This window comes from Lentzea kristufekii (genome assembly GCF_033949925.1).
Lineage (GTDB): Bacteria > Actinomycetota > Actinomycetes > Mycobacteriales > Pseudonocardiaceae > Lentzea > Lentzea kristufekii.
The window spans coordinates 221,519-244,301 of the sequence record NZ_JAXAVV010000012.1; the positions used below are offsets into that span (position 1 = coordinate 221,519).

The following is a 22,783-nucleotide window of genomic DNA, read 5'->3' on the forward strand; positions in this document are numbered from 1 at the left end:
GTGACGGCCGTGCATCCGAACCAGGGTTGGCAGGCGCAGCAACCTCCACGGGGACACGGTCCGGGCTGTGGCCCGCCGCCCGCTGGGGGCAGCCGTTGCGGCCGAGCGTCGCGTCGGCGTTCCTCGCGGGCGGGCTGTGGCTGCTCGTCGCGGTGCTGTGCTTCGTGCTGGCAGGGCTGAACTCCGCCGACGGCATCCGGCAGACCCCGGAGGCCGCCGTCGCGTTGCTGGGGCCGGCGTTCGGACGCGGTTTCATCGCCAACGGCGACCCGGCGATCGTCGCCACCTACGTCGCGGGCGGCGTGGTGCTGCTGCTCGCCGCACTGGTGATCGCCCGGCTCGGGTTCGCGCGCTGGATCCTCGCCGGGCTCGGGTTCCTGGTGTGCGCCTACTACGTCTTCGCGGTCGTCCGGCTGACGATCGACCACGGTGGCACGCTGATCATCGTGCCGAGCATCGCGCTGATGCTGTGGCTGGCCGCGTCGATGGTGTCGGTGCTGCCGCCGGTCGGACGGGCGATGCGGTGATCACTCCGTCCGGATGAACCCCTTCGACACCATCCAGTCCCGCGCCACCTCGCCCGCGTCCCTGCCCTCCACGTCGACCTGACGGCACAGCTCGATCATCTGGTCGTTGGTCAGCGCGGCGCTCACCTTCTCCAACGGGCCGCGCACCTGCGGGTACCGGGCGAGGAACTCGGCGCGCACGGTCGGCGCCACGTTGTACTGAGGGAAGGCCTTCTTGTCGTCCTCCAGCACGCGGAGCTTCTGCGCGGCGATGCGGCCGTCGGTCGTGAACACCTCGCCGACCGGGCACGTGCCGCCCGCCACGGCCGAGTAGATGGTGCCGATGCCGAAGTTCTTCACCTCGGTGGCCGGGAAGCCGTAGGTCCGTTGCGCCGCGGGGAAACCGTCCTGGCGGCTGGTGAACTCGGTCTCCAGGCAGAACACCGCCTGGTCCGGGTTCTGGACGAGGAACGCCGCCAGGTCGGACGTGGTCCTGAGGCCGTGCTGCTCGCCGTAGGCCTCGGTGACGGCGAACGCGTACTGGTCGTTGAGCGGTGAGTAGGCGAGCCACTCGACGCCGAACCTCTCCAGGTCGGCCTTCTTCGTCGCGTCGTACTGCGCCTGTTCACCGCCGGGCACGGGAAGTTCGTTGCCCTGGTAGTTGATCCAGCCGGTGCCGGTGTACTCCCAGGTGACGTCGACCTCGCCGTTGAGCAGGGCCTGGCGCGCGGTCTGCGAGCCCTTGAGGTCGGTCAGGTCGATCACGTCCGCACCGGCCGCGGACAACGCCATCTCGGCCAGGTAGCCCAGCAGGATGTTCTCGGTGAAGTCCTTGGACCCCACCGTGATCTCGACGCCCTGGAGCGACCGGTCGGGCTGGATGGAGCCCGGCAGAACCTTGTAGGGCAACGCGCTGTTGACGTCGAGTCCGCAGCCGGACAGGAACAACAGGGCTGCCAGCAACACCTTCCTCATCGGACCCCCTTGGGACCGAACCACTGCTCGATCACCGCGCCGGCCCAGTCGACCAGCAACGCGAGCCCCGCCGCCAGCACCGAACCGGTCACCAGGACCTTCGTCAGGTTCAGCTTGTAGCCGGTGTCGATCAACAACCCGAAACCGCCCGCGTTGACGAACAGGCCGAACGTCGCCGTGCCGACCGCGAGCACCAGCGAGGTGCGCAGGCCGGCCAGGATCAGCGGTGTCGCCAACGGGAACTCGACGCGCCACAGCACGCCCGACGCCGACATGCCGATGCCGCGCCCCGCGTCCACAAGGGACGGCTCGACCTGCTGGATGCCGACGATCGTGTTGCGCAACACCGGAAGCAACGAGTAGAACGCCAACGGCAGCGCGGCCACCCACAGCCCGCCCGAAGCCCCCGTGACCAGGAACCACAGCACCAGGACGCCCAGCGCGGGCGCGGCCTGGCCGACGTTCGCGACCGCCAGGAACACCGGGGCGAGGAAGCGGGCCCACGGCCTGGTCGCGACGATGCCCGCCGGCACCGCCACCACCACGACGATCGCGGTCACGACGACCGTCATCGCCAGGTGGTCGCGCAGCGCGGTCAGCAACGACGTGGCGTTCAGCGTGCTCTTCTCGGTGGCCGTCAGCTCACCGCCGAACACCCACGCCAGCACGCCGCCGACGATCAGCAGCACCGCGACGGGCTGCGCCCAGAACCGGATCCGCCCGGCCGTCACGAGTTCGCCCGCCGCTGCTGCACGACGTCGGTCACGGTCGCGAGGTCGACCGTGCCGACGTACTCGCCGCGGCCACCCGTGACGACCGCCCGGCCGCCCTCGTTCACCATCGCCTCCAGGGCGTCCCGCAACGTCGACTGCAGCGTCACGGAGTCCTGCACCGGACGTCCGGCACCGGCCAGCGAGGTCACGCGCTTCAGCTCGGTCAGCGGCACCCAGCGCGATGGTCGGTCGCGCTGGTCCAGCACCAGCAACCACTCCTCGTCACCCAGATCCACAGTGGACGGATCGGCGCCGGCGCGAGCGGTGACGGCCTGCCCCAGCTCGACATCGCGAACCCTCATGAGGGTCAACGCCTTCAGCGACGCGCCGGCGCCCACGAACCCGGCCACCGTGTCGTCCGCCGGGTTGGCCAGGACGGCGTCGGGGGTGTCGTACTGCAGGATCGTGGACCGGTCGCCGAGCACCGCGATCCGGTCGCCGAGCTTCACGGCCTCGTCGAAGTCGTGCGTGACGAACACGATCGTCTTGCGGAGTTCCTCCTGCAGCCGCAACAACTCGTCCTGCAGGTGCCCGCGCGTGATCGGGTCGACCGCGCCGAACGGTTCGTCCATCAGCAGCACCGGCGGATCGGCGGCCAGTGCCCGCGCGACGCCGACCCGTTGCTGCTGGCCGCCGGAGAGCTGACGCGGGAAGCGATCGGCGAACTCGCCGGGGTCGAGCCCGACGAGGTCCATCATCTCGTCGACGCGGTCCGCGATCTTCTTCTTGTCCCAGCCCAGCAATCCCGGCACGACCGCGATGTTCTGCGCCACGGTGAAGTGCGGGAACAGCCCGGCCTGCTGGATCGCGTACCCGACGCGCCGCCGCAGGTCGTCCGGGTCGATCTTCAGCGCGTCCTCGCCGCCGATCGTGATCGTGCCGGACGTCGGCTCGATCAACCGGTTGATCATCCGCATGGTCGTGGTCTTGCCACAGCCGGACGGCCCGACGAACACCACGATCTGCCCGGCCGGCACGACCATCGAGAAGTCGTCGACCGCCGCCGTCTTCTGCCCCGCGTACCGCTTCGTCACGTGGTCGAGCCTGATCTCGATGCCTTTTTCAGCCACGAACGCCCCTCGACACGGTGAAACGGTTGACCAGCACGTAAATTCCGTCGAGCAGCAGGGCGAGTACCACCACGCCGATCGTTCCGGTGAGGGCCTGGTTCATCGAGTTCGCACTGCCCGCGTTCGCGAGCCCCGAGAACACCTCTGATCCCAGTCCCGGTCCTTTCGCATAGGCCGCGATGACCGCGATGCCCATCAGCATCTGCGTGGCGACCCGCATTCCGGCCAGAATCGCGGGCCACGCCAACCGCAACTCGACGCGCGTGAGCACACCGAATCTGCTCATCCCGATCCCTCTTGCGGCATCGCTCACAGCCGGGTCGACACCGGCCAGTCCGACGATGGTGTTGCGCACGATCGGGAGCAACGCGTAAAGCACCAGAGCGACCACCGTCGTGTCCGCGCCCAGGCCGAACACCGGAATCAGCAACGCCAGCAGAGCGAACGACGGAATGGTGAGAATCGTGCTCGCCAACGCCGTGGCCAGCGCGGATCCGGCCGGGCTGCGGTAGACAGCGACCCCGATCAGCACTCCGAGCACCGTCGCCAGAACCGTGCACTGCACAACGGCACTGACGTGCAGAAACGCTTGCAAAGACAGCCGATCCCAGCGATCGGCTACGTACTCGAGCACATTCATCCTCGTGGCCCCGCCCTCGAAGTTGGCGTCAACCCAACACCATTGTGGACAGTGGGGCAACCATTCGCCACCGAACCATCGTCTCAGCGGGTGGAATTCCGGTGGTGTTCAAGGCGGTTCCGGTAGACCTCTGCGGCTGTCCACCAGGTCGATCGCTCCAGCGGGTTTCGAGCCGTCACTCATACGTTCTTCAACTAACCAAGAACGTCCTCGCAACGACTCACGCCTGCTGACCGCTTGGGGGATTTCTGAGATGTCGCACGAAGCTGAAGTGGACGGCGGCTGCCTTCCCGACCTGCTGCGCAAGCAGGTCGAGGAACACCCTGATCGCACGGCCGTCGTCTTCGGTGAACAGAGCATCACCTACGGCGAACTCTTCGAGCAGAGTTCCGCGCTGGCCACGCACCTGCGGCGGCTCGGCATCAGCGAGGACGACTGCGTCGGCATGTTCGTCGAGCCCTCGCTGGACCTCGTGGTCGGAGCCTGGGGAATCCTCTGCGCCGGCGGCGCCTATCTGCCGCTGAGCCCGGAGTACCCCGAGGAGCGGCTCCGGTACATGATCGAGGACTCGCGCACGAAGGTCGTCGTGACGCAGCCCGCCCTGAAGCAGCGCCTGGCCGAACTGGCGCCCGCCACCACGAGGATCGTCACGCTCGACGACTGCGACGAGGCGTTCGACGACGGCTTCTCCCCCGCCCACAACAGCCTCGCGTACATCATCTACACCTCCGGCAGCACCGGCCGGCCCAAGGGTGTGATGATCGAGCACCGCAGCATCGTCAACCAGATGCTGTGGTTGCACGACGTGCACGCCATCGACGGCACCAAGCGCGTGGTGCAGAAGACGCCGATGAGCTTCGACGCCGCGCAGTGGGAGATCCTCGCCCCCGCGGTCGGCAGCACCGTGGTGATGGGCCGGCCCGGCATCTACCGCGACCCCGAGATGCTGATCGAGACCATGCGCGAGCAGGGCGTCACCACGCTGCAGTGCGTGCCGACGCTGCTCCAGGCGTTGATCGACACCGAGGAGTTCCACACCGTCACCTCGCTGAAGCAGGTCTTCAGCGGCGGCGAGGCGTTGTCCCGCACGCTGGCCCAGGCGTTCTTCGCGGACATGCCGAACGTGGGTCTCATCAACCTCTACGGGCCGACGGAGACGACGATCAACTCGTCGTCGTTCGTGGTCGATCCCGCCGGCCTCGCCGAGGCCCCGAAGTCGATCTCGATCGGCCTGCCCGTCGCGAACACGACGTACCTGGTGCTCGACGAGAACCGCGACATGGTCACGCCCGGCGAGATCGGTGAGCTCTACATCGGCGGCGTCCAGGTCGCCCGCGGCTACCTGCACCAGCCGGAGCTGACCGAAGAACGGTTCGTCGACGGCATGTTCCGCACCGGCGACCTCGTGACGCAGAACCTCGACGGCACGGTGCAGTTCGCCGGCCGCGCGGACAGCCAGGTCAAGCTGCGCGGTTACCGGGTCGAACTGGACGAGATCCGGCTCGCGATCGAGACGCACGACTGGGTGCGCAACGCGGCCGTGATCGTCAAGGAGGACGAGCGCACCGGGTTCCAGAACCTGATCGCGTGCGTCGAGCTGAACCCCAAGGAAGCCGCCCTGATGGACCAGGGCAACGCGGGTTCGCACCACCAGTCGAAGTCCAGCCGCCTGCAGGTGCGCGCGCAGCTGTCGAACCCCGGCGTGCGCGACGACCTCGCCGGCCGGCAGAGCTTCGAGCTGCCCGGCGAGGAAGCCTCGTGCCTGCAGCGCAAGGTCGTCTTCTCGCGCAAGTCCTACCGCTTCTACGAGGGCGGCCAGGTCACCGACGCCGACCTGGCGCGGTTGCTGGAGCGCAAGGCGATCGGCGCCGGCTCCAAGGACCCGAGGTCCGTCCACGTCTCCGAACTGGGCGAGATCCTGCGCTACTTCGGCGCGCACTTCAGCGACCAGCGGCTGCTGCCGAAGTACGGCTACGCGTCACCGGGTTCGCTCTACGCGACCCAGCTCCACCTGGAGCTGCACCACATCGCGGGGCTGCCGGCCGGGTTGTACTACTACCACCCGCTGCGCCACCAGCTCGTGCTGATCAGGCCGCTCGAGGAGAGCTTCGAGGTGCAGGCGAAGCTGCACTTCATCGGGCACAAGGCCGCGATCGAGGCGGTGTACCTCAACAACATCCAGGAGGTCCTGGAGATCGAGACCGGCCACATGGTCGGGCTCTTCGAGGAGGTCCTGCCCGGCTACGGCCTCGACATCAAGGCCTCCGGTTACGCGCCGGAGACCAAGGACCTGCTCGACGTCGCCGACGAGGACTACTACCTCGGCACGTTCGAGCTGTGCGCCTACACCGGCGTCCGCGAGGACGAGGTCGACATCTACGTCCAGACGCACCCCGGCCGCGTCGCGAACCTGCCCGGCGGCCAGTACCGCTACGCGGGCGGCGAGTTCGAGCGGGTGTCGGACGAACTGGTGCTGCGCAAGCACGTCATCGCGATCAACCAGGCGGTGTACGAACGTGCGAGCTTCGGCGTCAGCGCCATCGGCCGGTCCACGGAGCTGTGGCGGCGCTACATCGACCTCGGCCGGACCATGCACCGGTTGTCCGCCAACGACGTCGACCTCGGCTTCATGTCCTCGGGCTACAGCTCGAAGTCGAACAACGACCTCCCGTCGGCCAAGCGCATCTGCGACATCCTGAAGGCCGCCGGCGAGCAGGACGGCCCGTCGTACTTCTTCCTGGGCGGCAAGGTCTCCTACGACCAGCGCCGCAGCCCCGGCATGAAGGAGGACGTCGTCCACATGAAGGGCCCGGCCGAGCTGATCCGCGACGACCTGGTCAACTTCCTGCCGGACTACATGATCCCGAACAAGGTCGTGGTGCTCGACGCGCTGCCGGTCACCGCGAACGGCAAGATCGACGTCAAGGCCCTGGAGAAGTCGGACAAGACCAACGTCGACGACCAGGACCGGCCGTTCGTCGCGCCGCGCACCACCACCGAGCGCCGCATCAGCGAGATGTGGAAGAAGCTGATGAAGCGCGAGACGGTCTCGACGCACGACGACTTCTTCGAGACCGGCGGCAACTCGCTGATCGCGGTCGGCCTGGTCAACCGCATCAACAAGGACTTCGGCACCAGCCTGCCGCTGCAGGTGCTCTTCGAGTCGCCGACCATCGAGCAGCTCTCCCGGCGCGTCGACGGCCTGCACGAGGGACCGATCTCGCGGTTGGTTCCGTTGCAGCCCAACGGTGACGGCGCTCCCGTCTTCTGCTGGCCGGGGCTCGGCGGCTACCCGATGAACCTGCGCACGCTCGCAAGTCGTTCGGAGCGACCGTTCTACGGCGTGCAGGCGCACGGCATCAACGAGGGCGAGACGCCGTACGGCACGATCCGCGAGATGGCCGCCGCCGACATCGAGGCGATCAAGAAGGTCCAGCCGGAGGGCCCGTACACGTTGTGGGGCTACTCCTTCGGCGCGCGGGTCGCGTTCGAGACGGCCTACCAGCTCGAACAAGCCGGCGAGGAGGTCGAGAACCTGTTCCTCATCGCGCCTGGCTCGCCGAAGGTGCGCTCGGAACGGGACAGCAACGAGGCCTCGTACGACAACAGCGCGTTCGTGACGATCCTCTTCTCGGTGTTCGCGGGCAGCATCACCGACGCCCGCCTCGCCCGGTGCCTGGAGGTCGCACGGGACGAGGACAGCTTCGCGGCGTTCGTCAGCGACGAGTTCCGCGACCTCGACAGCGAGCTCGTGCGGCGGATCATCAAGATCGTCACCGAGACGTTCTCCTTCAAGTACACCTTCGGCGAACTGGCCGAGCGCACGATCACCGCGCCGCTCACCATCTTCAAGGCACAGGGCGACGACTACTCGTTCATCGAGGGCAGCGAGGGCTTCTCGGTCACCGACCCGGTGGTCGTCGAGCTGAAGGCGGACCACTACAGCCTGCTGCGCGAGCCCGACATCGACGAGCTGCTGGCGTCCATGCGGCAGACCACGACCGTGCAGGACGAGGTCGCGCGGGTGCCGGTGCTGCTGTCCGACGAGCAGATGGCCGAACTGATCGCGGCCGTCACCAAGGCCGTCACCCTCGCCATCGCGGGAGGCCGGTCGTGAGGAGGCTCGCATGCCGCACGTGAACATCAAGCACTTCCCTGCACCGCTCAACGACGAGCAGGCGTCCGAGCTGATCTCGGCCATCACCGAGGCGGTGACCCGGGCCTTCGGCTGTGCCGAGGGCGTCGTGTCGATCGCCCTGGAACCGGTCGAGCAGCAGGCGTGGCAGGACCAGGTCTACGCGCCGGAGATCGTGGAACGGAACCACCTCCTGCGCAAGACCCCGAGCTACTGAGGTGCCGATGCGCATTCCCCTGGTGTACAGCGAGGAAGTGGCCGAGGCGATCACGGCGGGCCAGCCCGTCGTGGCGCTGGCGTCGGGCGTGCTCAGGTCCGGCCCGGACAACGCCGAGACCGCGCGCCGGATCGAGGACGCGGTGCGCGCGAGCGGGTCGGTCCCCGCCACGATCGGCGTCGACAAGGGCCGGATCCTCGTCGGCCTCTCCGAGACCGACATCGAGAGATTCGCTGCCACACCAGGGGTTTCCGTCCTGGACAGCCGAGACCTGCCGGTCGTCCTGGCCCGCGGGACGACGGGGGCGACGACGGTCTCGGCGGCGATGGTCGCGGCGGGGCTCGCGGGGCTGAAGTTCCTGTCCAGCGCGGAGATCGGCGGCGTGCACCGAGGCGCCCGGCGGCTGTCCCCCGACCTCGTGCAACTCACCCGCTCGCAGGTCGCGGTGGTCTGCGCGGGGGCCCGGCACACCCTCGACCTCGGGCTCACGCTGGAGTTCCTGGAAACGCACTGCGTTCCGGTCGTCGCCTACCGGTCGGACGACTTCCCCGCGTTCTACTTCGAGACCTCCGGTCTGCCCGGTCCGCACCGCGTCGACGATCCACGGGTGATGGCGCGTGCGATCGAGAGCCACTGGGCACTCGGCAACCCCGGCTCGTTCCTCGTGACCACACCGACGAAGCCCGCGGACGCGATCGACGACGACGAGATCGAGACCGTGAAGGCGACCACGGCGGTGATGGTCAGCACCGCCGAAGTCGCGGGGGAACTCGCCGCCGCCCACGCGAAGGAGTTCGCATCATGAACCGGTGCGCGATCTTCGACCTGGACGGCACGCTCGTCGACTCCCCGCGCGGCATCGTCACGACGTTCGCCGCGGTGTTCGCCCAACTCGACCTGCGCACAGCGGACTCCGCGACCATCCGCGCCACGATCGGGCTCCCGCTGCCCGCCGCGTTCGCGAAGGTGCTCGGGACGTCCGAGGACGAGCCGGTCGTCACCGCCTGCGTCGAGCTCTACCAGGCGACGTTCCGCAAGATCGTGCTGCCGATGGCGACGCAACTGGTGTTCCCGGGCGTGTACGACGGGCTGCAGTCGTTGCGGGACGACGGTTTCCGGCTCGCCGTCGCCACGAGCAAGTACATCGGGAACGCCGAGGCACTGCTCACCGCGGCCGGTCTGCGCGAGGAGTTCTCCGTCGTCGTCGGCGCGGACCAGGTCTCGAAACCCAAGCCCGATCCGGAATCCGGCCTCCTGGTGCTGCGCAGGCTCGGGGTGTCCCCGCGCAACGCGGTCATGGTCGGGGACACCACTCACGACATCAACATGGCGCACGGGGCCGGCATGGCGTCCATCGCCGTGACCTACGGCGTGCACGGCGTCGACCAGCTGCTCAGCGCGAACCCGACCTGGCTGGTCGACTCGTTCGCCGGGGTCGTGGCCGCCGTGCGCGAGTGCACCTGATCACCACGAGAACAGGGCATGACCGCTGCTCGCCTGCCACGTCACGAAGGCCAGCAGTCCGGTGCAGCCGAGCGCGGCAACGGTGATCAGTCGCGCTCGCCTGCCCTCGTCCACCCGCCGCAGCGCGAAGAACACCAGCAACAGCACCTGGACCGCGTGCAGCCCGACGAAGTGGGGCACCCGGAAGTCGCCTGCCTCTCCGACGCCGTGTCCCTGGCACATCACGATCTCCCGGCCGTTGGCGTCGACGACCGTGCGCTGGTGGACCTCGGTGGCCAGGAAGTACACCGGCACCACCATGCCGAACGTCGCCATCGCGAGACCAGCGCGCACCGCCCGCTTCAGCCCGCGGTCGCCGTCCCGTTGCAGCAGCGCCAGCGCCACGATCGCCAGTTGCACGAGGAACAACACCGCCACACCGTTGGTGAAGACCTGCGTGGCGAGCAGGGTGATCGAGTCGGTCGAGGTGTTGAAGTGGCTGAAAGTGCCGCGGGCCGCCTGCACGGTGATCGCCACGACCTCGGCGCACGCGGCGATCGCGAACGCCGTCCCCATCCACGAGCCGAACCTGCGTGCTCTCGTGAACGTGCTCAGCAACCACGAGAGCGTGCCGGAGTAGAGGGCGAACGCGAGGCCGAACTTCAACGGTTTCAGCCAGACCGGCTCACCGAGGAGTTCCCGGTCGTCGAGGAGTGTGCCGAACGCGGCGGCGAGCGCGAGTCCGAGCATGAGAACGGTGTTGACCAGGAGTGGGCGGTGCCAGTTCGTGAACATGTCGGCAATGCTCAAAGGCTGACGCACCGTCAAGGTCAAGCCCCAGAATGACGGGGTGCTGACGATCAAGCGGCTCGCCGGGTACGTCGGGGTCACGGTGCGAGCGGTGCGCCACTACCACCAGACCGGTCTGCTCCCCGAACCCGAACGCGACGCTTCGGGCTACCGGCGCTACCCCGCGCAGGCCGTGGTCGACCTGATCCGCATCAGGACCCTGACGGCGGCCGGCGTGCCGCTGACCCGCGTGCACGAGCTGATCAGGGCGACGCCGGAGCAGTTCGCCGCCGCCGTCGAGGAGATCGGCCAGGGCCTGACGCGGCAGATCGAGGAGCTGGAGCACCGCAAGGCCGGCGTCGCCGCGCTCCAGGCGGGCGACCGGATGTTCCTGCCCGCCGAGATCACGGACTACCTGGACCAGCTGCGGCTTCTGGGCGTCAGCGAACGCGGTGTGCGCTTCGAACGCGACGGCTGGATCGTGCTCGCGGCCGCCTACCCGGACCAGGCGCTGAGGTGGATCGCGCAGAAGCGGGAGCAACTGGCGGATCCGGGCTTCCGCCAGTTCTACGTCACCTACGACCAGGCCCACGACTGGGACCCGGCCGACCCGCGCCTCGGCGACCTGGCCGACGTCATGGCGGCCAGACTGCGGCAGGAGGCGGCGCAGACCGTGCACGAGGTGCTGTCCGCCGACGAGAAGTCGCTGCTCGGCGCACACGTGCAGGACTACTCGCCGGCGTGGATCCGCCTGTCCGAACTGGTGCGTCAGCGCACGACGTCGTAGACCAGCTTCTGGATGCCGTTGGAGTACGACTCGCTCTCCACGACCTTCAGCATCTGCTTGGCCTTGTCGGTCTCGCTGAACAGCCGCTTGCCCGCGCCGAGCAGCACCGGGAACACCAGCAGGTGGTAGCGGTCGATCAGGCCCGCGTCGGAGAGGTTGCGGTTGAGCGTCGCGCTGCCGTGGATGGAGATCGGCCCGCCCTCGGTCTCCTTCAGCGCGGCCACGTCGTCCAGCGAGCGCAGGATCGTGATGTCGCCCCAGTTGTCGACCAGCTGGTCTTCTTTCAGCGTGCTGGACACGACGTACTTCGGCATCACGTTGTACTGCGGGAAGTAGTCGAGCGTCGGCCACACCGGGGCGAACGCCTCGTAGCTGACCCGGCCCATCATCATCGCCGCGGCTTCTTCCTGCTCGCGGCCCTTGATCTCGTAGGCGGCCTCGTCGAACTCGATGTCCTGGAAGGTCCATCCGGCGCTGCGGTGACCGGGTTCGCCACCGGGCGCCTCGACGACGCCGTCGAGGGAGACGAAAGCGGTGGCGATCAGGGTGCGCATCTGGTTCTCCTCGGTGTTCGCGCTTGCTGTCATCAGTGCGTCGAACGGGAGACGCCGGGATCGACATCTCGCGCCAGGAGATTTTGCGCCACGCCCCACGGCGGCGCTGAACACCCCTCCGAGTCCAGCGCCGCCGGTCTGCTGAGGGAGTCTTCCCGCTGGTGAAGCCGCTCACATGGGGGTGAAGCCCCCAATTACGGGCGGGCATGGGTGATCAGGCCGCCGCGTTCGCCTTGGCGGCCTGGCCCGAGGGTGGTTCAGCTGGTCAGGAATCGAGAAGCACGGCCGGCCCGCCGCTCCTACCGTTGAGCTCGACAACGACCGGGAGGACCAGGAAAATGGCCAGCAGCAAGGGAATCCGTCAGTTCCACCGCGTGGTGAGCATGGTCTTCATGGCCACCGTCGTGTTCACGGCGGTCGCCCTGACCGTCGACAGCTCGGTGGTGTGGGTGTCGTACGTGCCGCTGCTGCCGCTGTTCGTCCTGATGGGAACGGGCATCTACATGTGGTTCCTGCCGCAGCTCGCCCGCCGCCGCGCCCGCCGGAGCGCGGTCTAGCCGCTGAGCCGGTCCTCCAGGTGCGTGAGGGTGGCCTCCAGCGCCACCCCGTACACCGCGATCCGGCAGGCCAACCGCCACAGCGTCGCGTCCGTCGGCGCCACGGCCAGGCTGATCACCAGCTCCCGCACGAGCCGCCGGGTCTGCGCGACCAGCACCCCGACGCTCTCGGTGATCTCCCCGAACGCCGCCGACACCGAGCTCAGCCCCCGGATGGCGTCGATGTTGTGGCCCATCAGCCGCACGTGCTCCTCGGCGCCGGTCCACCGCGGGGCGTCCTGCTCCAGGAGGTCTTCGAGCTCGTCGGCCATGTCCTGCTGCTCGGCCGCGATGTTGTACCAGGTCATCGCGTGCGCGGCGATGACGTCGGGCAGCCCGGTGAGGTCGTCCAGCACGTCGCGCAACGGCATGATCTGCTCCATCGCCGCCCGTGCCGAGTCCTCGACCGGCTCGACCAGCGACGGCACGGCGGCCTCGCGCACGAGGTCGGGATCAGGTGCCCGCACGCCGTACAGGTCGTACAGCCCGGCCACGATCAGGCGCAGGTTCTCCTCGACGTAGGAGACCAGCTCGTCCTGCCGGGCGTGTTTCTCCAGCACGGCGTGGATGATCCACCGGCACAGCCGCCCGTACACGGTCTCGTCGCCGACGACGACCGCGCTGGCCTTGTGCACGGCCGCGAACCGCACGCGCACGGCCTCGATCCTGCCGGCGTGACGGACGATCTGGCCGGTCACGCGCCTCCCTCGGCTCAACGAACGCTTGCCTGTCGACGTTAGTGGTGGCAGGGGGTGAGAAGTGGACGATTCACACCGCGGCGTGATCGGCCAGAGCTTCCGCCACGGCAAGCGCATCGGCTGCTCCAGCCCGTACGGCACGTTCACGAGCCACGATGGCAAGGTGACCAGACACGTTGGACAGCAGGCTCCCAGCGCACCTCGGCCGAGGCGACACGGTGCCCGCGTACGACATCGGCGAACCCCGGACCGTCTCTCCGGCCGACCAACGACAGAGCTGTCCCGGTCCCGTGTTCCTCACCCTGTGGGGCGCGAGGCTGGTCACCGTCGTGTTCGGCGGGCTTGACTCTGCACCACGGTGCAGAGTCCATCGTGATCGGCATGACACAAGATCACGTGGCCCGCTGGGGCAAAGCCGGTGCGGCGTACGACCTCGTGGCGAGCATCGCGTTCGTCACGCCCTGGACCGGCGCACTGGCGCTGGACCTGCTCGGCACGCCCCACACCGGGCAAACGCTCCTGTTCTCCACGCTGTTCGGCACGGTCGTGGTGATGTGGTCGATCGTCCGGTGGCTGCGGCCGGAACGGTTGCTGATCGCCGCCGACACCGCCGGGCGCGCTCTGTTCAGCCTCTGGTTCGCCTGGGCGTTGTGGCAGGGGCACACCCCGGCGCTGGCGGGGTTCCTGGCGCTGGAGCTGTTCTGGGGCGCGGCCCAGCTCCGCGCACTGCTGCGGAGGTAGTTTCCGGTGGTGCGCATATCCGAACTGGCCCGCGCCGCCGGTGTGGGCATCAGCACCGTGCGGTTCTACGAGCGTCGCGGCCTCGTCGTCCCCACCGCCCGGTCCCACGGCGGCTACCGCCACTACGACCAGGAAGCGCTGAAGCGGTTGAGGTTCATCCGCCGCGCGGCCCGGCTCGGCTTCACGCTCACCGAGGTCGAGCAGCTCCTCTCCGCCTCCACCACGCCCGACGTGGGTGACGTGGTCACCGGCAAGGTCGCGGAGATCGAGCAGCGGATGAACGACCTGGACCGGGTGCGGCTCGCGTTGCTCGACGTCGCCGAGAACGGTGTCCGGGACCAGTGCCCGGTGGTCGCGGCGCTGAGCGACTGAGGCGTTCCGGCTCGTAAGCTGTCGGTGGCGAACGGGAGGTCGAGCGGTGGCAGACGACACGGTGGCCGGGCTGATGGCCGAACTGGCCGCGCTCGAAGACCCGAAGGCACGCGCCGTGAACGAGAAGCACGGCGACGACCACGGCGTGAACCTCGGCAAGCTGCGCGCGATCGCGAAGCGCCTCAAGACCCAGCAGGAGCTCTCGCTCGCACTGTGGGCGACGGGCGACACCGCGGCCCGGCTGCTGGCGTTGCTGATCTGCCGGCCCAAGGCGTTCAGCCGTGACGAGCTCGACACCATGCTGCGCGAGGCACGGCGTCCCAAGGTGCACGACTGGCTCGTGAACTACGTCGTCAAGAAGAGCGCACACGCCGAGGAACTGCGCGTGCTGTGGTTCTCCGACCCGGACCCGGTGGTCGCGAGCGCGGGCTGGGCGCTCACCGTCGACCGGGTGGCGAAGAAGCCGGACGGCCTGGACCTCGACGGTCTGCTCGACATCGTCGAGAAGGACATGAAGGACGCTCCGGAGCGTCTGCAGTGGGCGATGAACCACTGCCTGGCGCAGATCGGGATCGAACACCCCGCACTGCGTGCCCGTGCGATCGAGATCGGCGAACGCCTGGAGGTCCTCAAGGACTACCCGACGCCGCCGGGCTGCACGTCGCCGTTCGCCCCGGTCTGGATCGGCGAGATGGTGCGGCGCAAGGGTTAGAGCCAGCCTCGCTCACGCGCGGTGTTCGCCGCCTCGGAACGGTTGCGCGCGCCCAGTTTCGCCATCGCGGTCGACAGGTAGTTGCGAACAGTCCCCTCGGCCAGGTTGAGCCGGGCCGCGATGTCGGCGTTGCTCGCGCCCGTCGTGACCTCCCGCAGCAGCTCGCGTTCGCGCGGTGTCAGGGGATCGGCGCTGTCCCAGGCGGCCATCGCGAGCTCGGAGGCGACGACGCGTTCGCCGGCGTGCACGCGGCGCAGTGCCGAGACGAGGTCCGCGATCGGCGCGTCCTTCAGCACGTATCCCGCGACCCCGGCGTCCATCGCGCGCCTGAGGTACCCGCTGCGGGCGAAGGTGGTGATGATCAGGACACGGGTGGGATCGCCGCGTTCGCTCAGCGCCTGGGCGACGTCCAGTCCCGTCCGGCCGGGCATCTCGATGTCGGTCAGCAGCACGTCGGGCCGGTGTTCCGCGACGGCAGCGAGTGCTTCGTCGCCGTCCCCCGCGGTGGCGACGACCGTGACGTCGGGCTGCAGGTCGAGCAGCTGGGCGAACGCGCCGCGCACCATCGCCTGGTCCTCCGCCAGCACGACCCTGATCACGTGGCCACCTTCAGCGGGACGGCGATCGTGACGGTGGTGCCGGCCGAGACCGTCCGCGCGACCAGGCCGCCCAGCGCGGCGATCCGCTCCCGCATGCCCGTCAGCCCGTTGCCCTCCGGCGCGTGCCCGCCGACGCCGTCGTCCGCGATCACCAGCCGCAGCTCACCGTCGCGCGCCTCGACGCCGATGTGACACGTCCTGGCTTGAGCGTGCCGGGCCACGTTGGTGACGGCCTCCCGCAGCGCGAGCGCCAGTTCGTGCTCGGTCGAGCCGACGATCGCCAGCCCGGGATCCCTGCGCACGGTCACCTCGACGCCGAGGCTCGACAACGCGGCACGCGCCGCCTCCAGTTCGGTCTCCAGTGACGCGCTGCGCCACCCGGTGACGGCGTCGCGGATCTCGCCCAGCGCCGCGCGGGCCGTCTGTTCGATCTCCGCCGCCTCCTCCTGTGCCCGTGCGGGGTCCGCGGCGACGAGCTGGGCGCGCAGGATGATCGCGGTCAGGGTGTGGCCGAGCAGGTCGTGCAGGTCGCGGGCGATGCGCTCGCGTTCGGCGAGGGTGGCGAGGTGCTCGATCCGCGCGGTGCGGATGCGCAGCTCAGCGCCCTCGCGGTCCCGTTCGGACCACTCGACCTGGAGGATGCCGATCAGCCACAGGAAGATCAGCGACGGCAGCAGCCCCCACAGCCGGTAAGGCATCTCCACCACCGACACCACGCCGAACAGGCAGATCAACGCGCTCAACGCGACGAACCACCGCATCGCCACCCGCCGCGACTCCGCGAGGCCCGCGAACGCCGCCGCGTAGACGAACAGCACGGCGGCGCCGGTGTTGAAGGGCGTCGTCAGGGCGCCGAGCACCACCGTCGGCACGAGGCACCACCAGCGGACGCGGTCCGGCCGGTGCCAGGCCAGCACGTACATCGGGACGAAGGCCACGGCGACGACGGCCACGAGCGCCCAGTCCACCCAGTCCGCGGCGGGGTCGAAGATCGGTGCCCACAGCAGGTTCCCGAGGTAGATCAGGTGCAACCAGCGGGAGATCCCAGCGACTTTTTTCATGACCGCGCATGACGATACGACACGGCCGCGAGCACCGCAGCCACCAGCGCGAAGCCCAGCAGCACGAGCACGTGCGTTCCCACGGGCCCACCGGTCAGCTGCGCGCGGGCGAGCTCCGACAAGTGGTAGGTCGGCAGGAACCGCGCGACGTCACCGAAGAACGCGGGCATGATCTCCAGCGGCATCCACAGTCCGGAAAGGACGGACGCCGGGATGAGGATCGCGTTGAGCACGGCGGCCGCGGCGCCCGCGCCGCCCTGGAAGCCGATCGCGAGGCTCAGCAACGCGAACGGCAGCGCGCCGAGCACCAGCACGACGAGAAGCCGCAGCAGCGCGGGCAACGGCGCCGTCAGCGAACCGGTGACGGCCGCGGTCGCCGTCATCGCGATCAGCACCCCGGCCGCATAGGGCAGTGCCGCCACCACCTTCGCCGCGAGCGTCACGCCGATCGGCACCGCCGACACCTGCTTCGCCCGCAGCCAGCCGCGTTCCCGGTCGGACGCGACGCCGATGCCGGGATTCATCAGCACGACCGAGATCACGCCGAACGCGCCGAACGTGGCGATCATCGTGGTGCCCGCGGACACCCCTCCGGCGCTGAACTTCCCGAACAGCGACACGAAGAGCGCGAAGAACCCCACCGGCATGATGATCGAGAAGAACAGGGCGGCCGGTTCGCGGACGACACCCCTCAGCTCGTCCGCGAGCTCCACACCGAAGACCCTCCCAGAAATGTGCACAGTCACGCCGCACCCCTCTCGATCAGACCAGCCACTGCTTCTTCCAGCCCGGCACCCTCGACCCGCAGATCGGTCAGGCCGGGGTCCTCCGCGAGCAGCACCCGCAACAACGCCTCCGGTGCCCGCGTGCCGAGACGGACGTGCTCGCCGTCCGCGCGCAGCGACACGACACCCGGTAACGCTTGGAGGCGCTCCAAGCCGAGGGCCGTCCGGGCGATCACCGTGCGGTCGGGCAGTCGCGCGACCAGTTCGTCCGGCGTGCCCTCGGCGAGCACCCGGCCGCGGTCGAGCACGACGACGCGGTCGGCGACGGCCGAGGACTCCTCGATGAGGTGTGTGGTGAGCAGGACGCCGGCACCGCGCTCACGCCGTTCGGCGAGGATCTGCCAGAACCGCCTGCGGGCGGGCACGTCCAGGCCGGCGGTCGGTTCGTCCAGCACCAGGAGTGCCGGGTCGGCGACCAGGGCCATGGCGAGCTGCAGCCGTTGCTTCTGGCCGCCGGAGAGCTTCGCCGCGCGCCGCCCGGCCAGCTCGGTCAGGTCGAGCTCGGCCATCACCGGTCCGGCCGCCGCACGGGGCTTGCCCGCGCGCACCGCGGCCCCGACGACCAGCTCGGACACCTTCAGCGTGGTCGGGAACCCGAGCGACTGGTGCACCACCCCGAGCTGCCGGCGGGTCGACGCGACACGGGGATCGCCACCGCACACGCGCACCGAACCGGCCTGGGCGGGCAGCAGTCCGATCACCTGGTTCACCAGCGTCGTCTTGCCCGCGCCGTTCGGCCCGAGCAGTGCCACGCACTCCCCCGCGCCGACGTCGAGATCAACGCCGTCCAGCGCCTGCACGGCACCGTAGTGGTGCCGCGCCCCTCGTACTCCGAGCACCGTTTCCATGGCGTCGAGCCTGCTCGGAACCGGCTCTCGTCAGTAGTGAGGCAGCGTCACGACCTCGGGATGACAAAAGTCATTCGGGCCGCACGGCCTGCGCCCTCGGGTACTTGCGGCCGGGCATCGGCGCGGGCGAGCCGGTGAACGACACCGGCGTGCCCGCCAGCAGCAGCGTCAGTCCGTTCGGCAGCTCGTCGCGCGAGACGAACCACGACCCGCCGCGCGTGTCCGTGATGAACCCGTGCGCCTGACCGGTCTTCCAGGTCGCCACGGTGCCCCTCCGGCGTCCGCGCGGTGCCCCGACCGGCGACGCCACCGCCTGCGACGACCGCACGAAGGCACGCCGCAGCGGATAGTCGGCCTGGTCACCGGGCGCGAACAGCTGGTCGAAACCGGGCGTGAACGGCGTCGCGGCTCGCAGCGGCGCGGCGGTGCGCGGAGTCCAGGCCGGTGGCGCGTTGACCGTCATGATGTCCACCACCGGCACGATCACGTGCACGCCCCGCGCCGTCAGCCGCTCCGCGAGAGGGGTGAAGTCCGAGTCGCCGGTCAGCAGCACGACCCACTGCAACGGCACCGTCGTCGCCCGGTCCCACGCCTCCAGCGCGAGCAGGACGTCGACGCCCTTCTCCTTGCCGTTGTGCAGCGGCAGGTCGTGCCGCGTGATGCCGGCGGAGGCCAGCACCCGGTCGAAGGACTCGGCAGGGGTGTCGATGCGACCGCGCACGTAATGCGCCTCCGCGACCACGCACTCGTCCAGCGGACGACCCGTCTCATTGTGGACGTACCAGCGCAACGCGTCGTGCAGGCCGTCGAGAGAGACGCGCGCTCCCCTGGGGTGCGCGGTCGCGTAGAAGTCGCTCAGGTAGGCGAACCACGTGCCGTCGTAGAACACTCCGATCCGGACGGTCTCACCCACACGAGAAGATTACTACTTCCGGTAGAAGTGCACGTTGCGCCACTGGTGCTCGGCGCCCGCGGTCTTCAACGTGCCGTAGACGCCGTACTTGAAGTAGTGGTCGCCCTTGGGTCCGTTGGCCGTGTGCACGTGCTTGCCGTTGATGTGGATCGAGTAGCTGCCGCCGGTCGCCGTCGCGTTGTGGGTGACGTTGATCCGCACCCACTTGCCGTTGATGCCGCTGACCAGATCCTTGCCGCCACCGCGCAGGGTGCCGCCGCCACGCGAGAACGACCTGATCATCAGCGTGGTGGCGCCGTCGCCGTCGTTGCCGAAGATCTGCATGGCGCTCTCGTCGTCCGTGCCCGCGGTGACCTTGAGCTCGCCCTCGAACTGCCGCTGGCCGGTCCGGTAGTTGTCCTGGATCCGCGCCTCGACCCGGTTGGAGCCGTTGTTGACCAGCTTGAAGGTCTGCACCCCGCCCGACCTGGTGTAGGAACCGCCGGGACCGGACGCGCTCGTCGTGCTGCTCGGATAGGACGTGATCACGCCCTTGCTCTGGATCTGCAGGTTCCACGCTGGACTGTGCTCGGTCCAGCCGCTGCCCACCGGCCCGGCGTGGGCCACGGGCTGCAGGCCGGCCACCATCAGAACGGTGACGCCGGCGATCGCGATGAGACGCATCGGTTGCTCCTGGTGTGGTCGCAGGGTTCACACAGGCGGCAGCCGGGTCCATTTCAGCGCATCGGCGGCGGCAGGTCACCCACCGGAATTCCGGTCGAACGTGGAGTGCCCCGGCGCGGCCGGTAACTCCAGCAACTGGCCCGCGACGTCCAGGAACTCACCCCCGCACTGCCACTCCGTCAGATCGGGGTCGACGACGAACGGGTCCGAGGGATTCGCGTCACCCTCCGCCACGCGATAGGCCAGGGCCTCCGACTCCGAGTACGCCAGCACCGTCTCGTTCGTGCCACGCCACACGCGCCTGAACATCACCGCATTGACGCACGTGAAGTGATCACGCACGACCGTCCGCCGGAACCCGCTGCGCAGCAACAACTTCATGCATTCTTCGACGCTGCTCACAACGCCCGATTGTGGCTGTGAACAGTGGCCGTCCTCATCGTTCATCACTCGATAGGGTCAAATCTTTGAGGCACGTGCACAACGCGAGGGTCCCTCTTTCGTGCAGGCAACCAGCCGAGAAGGACTCGATCGGGCTATCGCCTGCGACCGGCGGGTGCGCAAGCCTCTGGCGGTGGTCGACATCCCCGCCCCTGATCCCGCCTCGCCGCTCTACGACCGTGTCGCGACCCAGATCCCGCACATCGCCGAGAAGGTGCTCGAGGCGTTCTTCGCCAGATCCGCGACGTACCGGCAGCTGCCGCACCAGCTGGTCGACCGCGAGATCACCGAGGCGGTGACCCGTCACCTGCAGGTCTTCCTGCGCGCGCTGCGGGAACAGCGCCCGCCCGCGCCCGAGGAGCTGGACATGCAGATCGCCACGGCGGTGCGGCGCGCCCAGCAGGGCGTTCCGCTCGACATCGTGCTCAGCACCTACCACGTCGCGGCGACCGTGGGCTGGGAGGCGATGGCCGCCGTCGCCGAGCCGGACGAGATACCGGACCTGCTGGCGACGGTGCCGGCGCTGCTGCGGTACCTGAGCGTCGCGGTGCCGGCCGTGGCCGGGTCGTACCTCGCGGAGCAGCAGGCTCTGCACGCCGAACGCCGCGAAGCAGGTCGTGCGCTGGTCGCGGCCCTGCTGACCGGCCGGGAGGCCGAGCCGCTCGCCGAACGGATCGGGCTGGAGCTGTCCAGTCATCACGTCGTCGTCGCCGTGCGCGTCGAGACACCGTCGGTGGCCGATGGTGCCGACCCTCGCCTCGCCGTTCACGGGCTCGTGCGACGGCTACGGGCCGAACTGCCCAAGCACGCCCTCTCCGCGTTGGACCACGACGGCGGCACGGTGCTCCTGCCGACGACGGTGGAGGGCCTCGACCAGGAACTGGAGGACTCCGCCGAGCTGGTCCGCACCCTGCTCACCGCCGCCGGCACCGGCCTGATCGGCGGAATCGCGGCGGCGGAGAGCCGGGAGGACATCCCCGCGGCGGCCCGGCAGGCCGCCGACATCGCCGAGCTCGCCCAGCGACTCGGCCGGCAGCCCGGCGCGTACGTCCTCGACGACGTGCTGCTCGAGTACCAGCTCTGCCGCCCCGGCCCCGGCCGCAAGCGCTTGGCACGCGTGATGGACCGGCTCTCCGAGCACCCCGACCTGCTGCACACGCTGCGGACGTTCATCAACAGCGACCACAACCGCCACCGCACGGCCGACGAGCTGCACCTGCACCGCAACACGCTCAACTACCGCCTGCGCCGCGTCGCCGAACTCACCGGCTACAACCCGGCCGACCCCACCGACATACGGCTGCTCTCGGCGTCGTTGATCGTGCACGACCTGAGGTCCTGAAACGCCGAGAAGGCGAGCGCACGGGTGTGCGCTCGCCTTCTTCAACGACTCAGATCAGTCGCCGTGCGGGTTCTGGACCGAGACGTGGACGTGGTCGTAGTGACCACCGGTCACACCGCCACCGGCGGTGTAGTTGCGCCAGCCCTCGGACGCACGGGCAACGCTCCAGATCTTGCCCTGCCAGATCACGTAGCGGACGTCCAGCTTGGACGCGTGCTTCTGCAGCCAGTAGGCCAGCTTCCAGCCCTGGGCCTTCTGCGACTCGGTCGGGTAGGTGCCGATCGCGTTCGAGATGGTGCAGTCGAGCGCGTTGCCGGTGTTGTGGTTGCTCGTCGACGACTCGTAGCTGCGGTAGTCGCCCACCCAGCACTGCTTCTCGCCGGTCTTCGAGGCGATCTGGTCGTCGATGAACTGCGTGCGCTTGGTGGCCTGGGGCGCCCGCGCCGTAGCGGCCGGGTGCGGGTTGGTCTCCGGCGCGGGGTAGACGCCCGGCGACGGGTCCGGGTCGCCACCGGCGTCACCGATGCGGTGCGAGGCGTTCTCGTTCTTGAGCTCGGTCTTCAGGTTGCCCTTGGCGCCGGCCGCGAACGTCTGCTTCGCGCCACCGTAGTTGCTGTTGTAGAACACGGTGACGGCCTTGCTGGTCTTGTTCCAGACCGACGCGGCGTTGTTCTTGACGCACACGCCCTGGCCGTTGCCGGCGCTCTTGAACTCGTAGCAGCTGGGCTGCGAGTCGCCGTAGTCGGCGATCGAGCCCGCGAAGTCGGACACCGAGCCCGCGTTGTCGCTGTTGTAGTACAGGCAGAACTCGCCCGACTCGCAGGACCCGTTGCGGTCGGTCGCCGCGTTGGCGACACCGGCGCCGAAGGACGCGCTGACGAGCGCACCCATCAATGCCACGAAAGTGAATTTCTTCAGCACGTTTGACCCTTTTCGCTCCACAGGCTCCCCGGCCTGTGCAGGGGAAGCTTCGTTGGGTCAGACAATTCCGAGCGCCGCTGACATTCCGCTGACACCCGCAGCCACCGATCTGTCAGGGCACACCGGAGCTACCCGCGGGCCACCTCGTCGTTGTCCCGGCCGAGAGGCGCGCGGCACGACAGGACGGGCTTCACGCCGAGCC

The 22,783-nt window shown here is 69.1% G+C and carries 26 protein-coding genes; 11 read left to right on the forward strand and 15 right to left on the reverse strand.

What is annotated here, in order from left to right:
- The first annotated feature begins 26 nt into the window (after positions 1–26).
- Positions 27–527 carry a hypothetical protein gene (locus SK571_RS25130; RefSeq protein WP_319986537.1) on the forward strand — a complete coding sequence of 167 codons (501 nt, stop codon included), beginning with the start codon at positions 27–29 and terminating at the stop codon, positions 525–527.
- On the opposite strand, the gene SK571_RS25135 is transcribed toward SK571_RS25130, so the two are convergent.
- Genes SK571_RS25135 through SK571_RS25150 form a run of 4 tightly spaced genes read right to left on the reverse strand, consistent with a single transcriptional unit; the run spans position 528 to position 3,964 of the window.
- The gene (locus SK571_RS25135) at positions 528–1,481 is read right to left on the reverse strand and encodes a glycine betaine ABC transporter substrate-binding protein (RefSeq protein WP_319986538.1); all 954 of its coding nucleotides are present in this window, start codon (positions 1,479–1,481) and stop codon (positions 528–530) included.
- Positions 1,478–2,212 (reverse strand): ABC transporter permease, encoded by a 735-nt coding sequence (locus SK571_RS25140; RefSeq protein WP_319986539.1) that lies wholly within the window; start codon positions 2,210–2,212, stop codon positions 1,478–1,480. The genes SK571_RS25135 and SK571_RS25140 overlap by 4 nt, the downstream gene beginning before the upstream one ends.
- On the reverse strand, positions 2,209–3,324 hold the full coding sequence (locus SK571_RS25145; protein ID WP_319986540.1) for an ABC transporter ATP-binding protein: 1,116 nt from the start codon (positions 3,322–3,324) through the stop codon (positions 2,209–2,211). Before SK571_RS25145 ends, SK571_RS25140 begins: the two co-directional genes overlap by 4 nt.
- Complete coding sequence (locus tag SK571_RS25150) at positions 3,317–3,964, reverse strand: ABC transporter permease (protein ID WP_319986541.1); 648 nt, start codon at positions 3,962–3,964, stop codon at positions 3,317–3,319. The genes SK571_RS25145 and SK571_RS25150 overlap by 8 nt, the downstream gene beginning before the upstream one ends.
- 253 nt (positions 3,965–4,217) lie before the next feature.
- Between SK571_RS25150 and SK571_RS25155 the strand changes: the two genes are divergently transcribed.
- Genes SK571_RS25155 through SK571_RS25170 form a run of 4 tightly spaced genes read left to right on the forward strand, consistent with a single transcriptional unit; the run spans position 4,218 to position 9,780 of the window.
- Entirely contained in the window at positions 4,218–8,081 is a 3,864-nt protein-coding gene (locus tag SK571_RS25155) for an amino acid adenylation domain-containing protein (protein ID WP_319986542.1), read from the forward strand.
- A gap of 10 nt (positions 8,082–8,091) precedes the next feature.
- The gene (locus tag SK571_RS25160) at positions 8,092–8,316 is read left to right on the forward strand and encodes a tautomerase family protein (RefSeq protein ID WP_319986543.1); all 225 of its coding nucleotides are present in this window, start codon (positions 8,092–8,094) and stop codon (positions 8,314–8,316) included.
- A 7-nt stretch (positions 8,317–8,323) separates the two neighbouring features.
- Positions 8,324–9,121, forward strand: coding sequence for a pseudouridine-5'-phosphate glycosidase (locus SK571_RS25165; protein WP_319986544.1), 798 nt, complete (start codon positions 8,324–8,326; stop codon positions 9,119–9,121).
- Positions 9,118–9,780: an HAD family hydrolase gene (locus SK571_RS25170; RefSeq protein ID WP_319986545.1), complete on the forward strand. Its 663-nt coding sequence runs from the start codon at positions 9,118–9,120 to the stop codon at positions 9,778–9,780. Before SK571_RS25165 ends, SK571_RS25170 begins: the two co-directional genes overlap by 4 nt.
- Here SK571_RS25170 and SK571_RS25175 read toward each other — a convergent pair whose 3' ends face one another.
- The gene (locus SK571_RS25175; RefSeq protein ID WP_319986546.1) at positions 9,781–10,554 is read right to left on the reverse strand and encodes a hypothetical protein; all 774 of its coding nucleotides are present in this window, start codon (positions 10,552–10,554) and stop codon (positions 9,781–9,783) included.
- Between the two features lie 55 nt (positions 10,555–10,609).
- Here SK571_RS25175 and SK571_RS25180 point away from each other — a divergent pair, with 55 nt between their 5' ends.
- Positions 10,610–11,335, forward strand: a complete 726-nt coding sequence (locus SK571_RS25180) for a MerR family transcriptional regulator (protein WP_319986547.1) — start codon at positions 10,610–10,612, stop codon at positions 11,333–11,335.
- Here SK571_RS25180 and SK571_RS25185 read toward each other — a convergent pair.
- Positions 11,317–11,889 carry a dihydrofolate reductase family protein gene (locus SK571_RS25185; protein ID WP_319986548.1) on the reverse strand — a complete coding sequence of 191 codons (573 nt, stop codon included), beginning with the start codon at positions 11,887–11,889 and terminating at the stop codon, positions 11,317–11,319. The genes SK571_RS25180 and SK571_RS25185 overlap by 19 nt on opposite strands.
- 338 nt (positions 11,890–12,227) lie before the next feature.
- On the opposite strand from SK571_RS25185, the gene SK571_RS25190 reads away from it, so the two are divergent.
- Entirely contained in the window at positions 12,228–12,446 is a 219-nt protein-coding gene (locus tag SK571_RS25190) for a hypothetical protein (RefSeq protein ID WP_319986549.1), read from the forward strand.
- Here the strand turns inward: SK571_RS25190 and SK571_RS25195 are convergent.
- Complete coding sequence (locus SK571_RS25195; protein WP_319986550.1) at positions 12,443–13,183, reverse strand: hypothetical protein; 741 nt, start codon at positions 13,181–13,183, stop codon at positions 12,443–12,445. The genes SK571_RS25190 and SK571_RS25195 overlap by 4 nt on opposite strands.
- A gap of 381 nt (positions 13,184–13,564) precedes the next feature.
- Here SK571_RS25195 and SK571_RS25200 point away from each other — a divergent pair, with 381 nt between their 5' ends.
- From SK571_RS25200 to SK571_RS25210, 3 genes are all read left to right on the forward strand, one after another.
- Entirely contained in the window at positions 13,565–13,924 is a 360-nt protein-coding gene (locus SK571_RS25200) for a hypothetical protein (RefSeq protein ID WP_319986551.1), read from the forward strand.
- Positions 13,925–13,930: 6 nt separating this feature from the next.
- Positions 13,931–14,296 (forward strand): MerR family transcriptional regulator, encoded by a 366-nt coding sequence (locus tag SK571_RS25205; protein ID WP_319986552.1) that lies wholly within the window; start codon positions 13,931–13,933, stop codon positions 14,294–14,296.
- A gap of 73 nt (positions 14,297–14,369) precedes the next feature.
- Positions 14,370–15,008: a DNA alkylation repair protein gene (locus SK571_RS25210; protein ID WP_319986620.1), complete on the forward strand. Its 639-nt coding sequence runs from the start codon at positions 14,370–14,372 to the stop codon at positions 15,006–15,008.
- Here SK571_RS25210 and SK571_RS25215 read toward each other — a convergent pair.
- The 7 genes from SK571_RS25215 to SK571_RS25245 form a co-directional block, all read right to left on the reverse strand.
- The gene (locus SK571_RS25215) at positions 15,005–15,607 is read right to left on the reverse strand and encodes a response regulator transcription factor (protein WP_319986553.1); all 603 of its coding nucleotides are present in this window, start codon (positions 15,605–15,607) and stop codon (positions 15,005–15,007) included. The genes SK571_RS25210 and SK571_RS25215 overlap by 4 nt on opposite strands.
- Positions 15,604–16,668: a sensor histidine kinase gene (locus SK571_RS25220; RefSeq protein ID WP_319986554.1), complete on the reverse strand. Its 1,065-nt coding sequence runs from the start codon at positions 16,666–16,668 to the stop codon at positions 15,604–15,606. Before SK571_RS25220 ends, SK571_RS25215 begins: the two co-directional genes overlap by 4 nt.
- Positions 16,665–17,414 (reverse strand): ABC transporter permease, encoded by a 750-nt coding sequence (locus SK571_RS25225; protein WP_319986555.1) that lies wholly within the window; start codon positions 17,412–17,414, stop codon positions 16,665–16,667. The genes SK571_RS25220 and SK571_RS25225 overlap by 4 nt, the downstream gene beginning before the upstream one ends.
- Entirely contained in the window at positions 17,411–18,301 is an 891-nt protein-coding gene (locus SK571_RS25230) for an ABC transporter ATP-binding protein (RefSeq protein ID WP_319986556.1), read from the reverse strand. Before SK571_RS25230 ends, SK571_RS25225 begins: the two co-directional genes overlap by 4 nt.
- A 70-nt stretch (positions 18,302–18,371) precedes the next feature.
- On the reverse strand, positions 18,372–19,214 hold the full coding sequence (locus tag SK571_RS25235; RefSeq protein ID WP_319986557.1) for an NYN domain-containing protein: 843 nt from the start codon (positions 19,212–19,214) through the stop codon (positions 18,372–18,374).
- Positions 19,215–19,226: 12 nt separating this feature from the next.
- On the reverse strand, positions 19,227–19,877 hold the full coding sequence (locus SK571_RS25240) for a hypothetical protein (RefSeq protein ID WP_319986558.1): 651 nt from the start codon (positions 19,875–19,877) through the stop codon (positions 19,227–19,229).
- 75 nt (positions 19,878–19,952) lie between these two features.
- Positions 19,953–20,279, reverse strand: a complete 327-nt coding sequence (locus SK571_RS25245) for a hypothetical protein (RefSeq protein WP_319986559.1) — start codon at positions 20,277–20,279, stop codon at positions 19,953–19,955.
- A 154-nt stretch (positions 20,280–20,433) separates the two neighbouring features.
- Here SK571_RS25245 and SK571_RS25250 point away from each other — a divergent pair, with 154 nt between their 5' ends.
- A complete protein-coding gene (locus SK571_RS25250; protein ID WP_319986560.1) occupies positions 20,434–21,660 on the forward strand; it encodes a PucR family transcriptional regulator in 1,227 nt (408 codons plus the stop codon).
- A gap of 54 nt (positions 21,661–21,714) precedes the next feature.
- Here the strand turns inward: SK571_RS25250 and SK571_RS25255 are convergent, their stop codons facing one another.
- Entirely contained in the window at positions 21,715–22,551 is an 837-nt protein-coding gene (locus tag SK571_RS25255; protein WP_319986561.1) for a peptidase inhibitor family I36 protein, read from the reverse strand.
- Positions 22,552–22,783 lie beyond the last annotated feature (232 nt).

Bases quoted from the DNA above. Each gene is read 5' to 3' on its own strand.
- SK571_RS25135 (WP_319986538.1), bottom strand. From the start codon at position 1,481: ATGAGGAAGGTGTTGCTGGCAGCCCTGTTGTTCCTGTCCGGCTGCGGA.
- SK571_RS25150 (WP_319986541.1), bottom strand. From the start codon at position 3,964: ATGAATGTGCTCGAGTACGTAGCCGATCGCTGGGATCGGCTGTCTTTG.
- SK571_RS25155 (WP_319986542.1), top strand. From the start codon at position 4,218: ATGTCGCACGAAGCTGAAGTGGACGGCGGCTGCCTTCCCGACCTGCTG.
- SK571_RS25160 (WP_319986543.1), top strand. From the start codon at position 8,092: ATGCCGCACGTGAACATCAAGCACTTCCCTGCACCGCTCAACGACGAG.
- SK571_RS25165 (WP_319986544.1), top strand. From the start codon at position 8,324: ATGCGCATTCCCCTGGTGTACAGCGAGGAAGTGGCCGAGGCGATCACG.
- SK571_RS25170 (WP_319986545.1), top strand. From the start codon at position 9,118: ATGAACCGGTGCGCGATCTTCGACCTGGACGGCACGCTCGTCGACTCC.
- SK571_RS25175 (WP_319986546.1), bottom strand. From the start codon at position 10,554: ATGTTCACGAACTGGCACCGCCCACTCCTGGTCAACACCGTTCTCATG.
- SK571_RS25185 (WP_319986548.1), bottom strand. From the start codon at position 11,889: ATGCGCACCCTGATCGCCACCGCTTTCGTCTCCCTCGACGGCGTCGTC.
- SK571_RS25190 (WP_319986549.1), top strand. From the start codon at position 12,228: ATGGCCAGCAGCAAGGGAATCCGTCAGTTCCACCGCGTGGTGAGCATG.
- SK571_RS25200 (WP_319986551.1), top strand. From the start codon at position 13,565: ATGACACAAGATCACGTGGCCCGCTGGGGCAAAGCCGGTGCGGCGTAC.
- SK571_RS25210 (WP_319986620.1), top strand. From the start codon at position 14,370: ATGGCCGAACTGGCCGCGCTCGAAGACCCGAAGGCACGCGCCGTGAAC.
- SK571_RS25220 (WP_319986554.1), bottom strand. From the start codon at position 16,668: ATGAAAAAAGTCGCTGGGATCTCCCGCTGGTTGCACCTGATCTACCTC.
- SK571_RS25230 (WP_319986556.1), bottom strand. From the start codon at position 18,301: ATGGAAACGGTGCTCGGAGTACGAGGGGCGCGGCACCACTACGGTGCC.
- SK571_RS25240 (WP_319986558.1), bottom strand. From the start codon at position 19,877: ATGCGTCTCATCGCGATCGCCGGCGTCACCGTTCTGATGGTGGCCGGC.
- SK571_RS25255 (WP_319986561.1), bottom strand. From the start codon at position 22,551: ATGGGTGCGCTCGTCAGCGCGTCCTTCGGCGCCGGTGTCGCCAACGCG.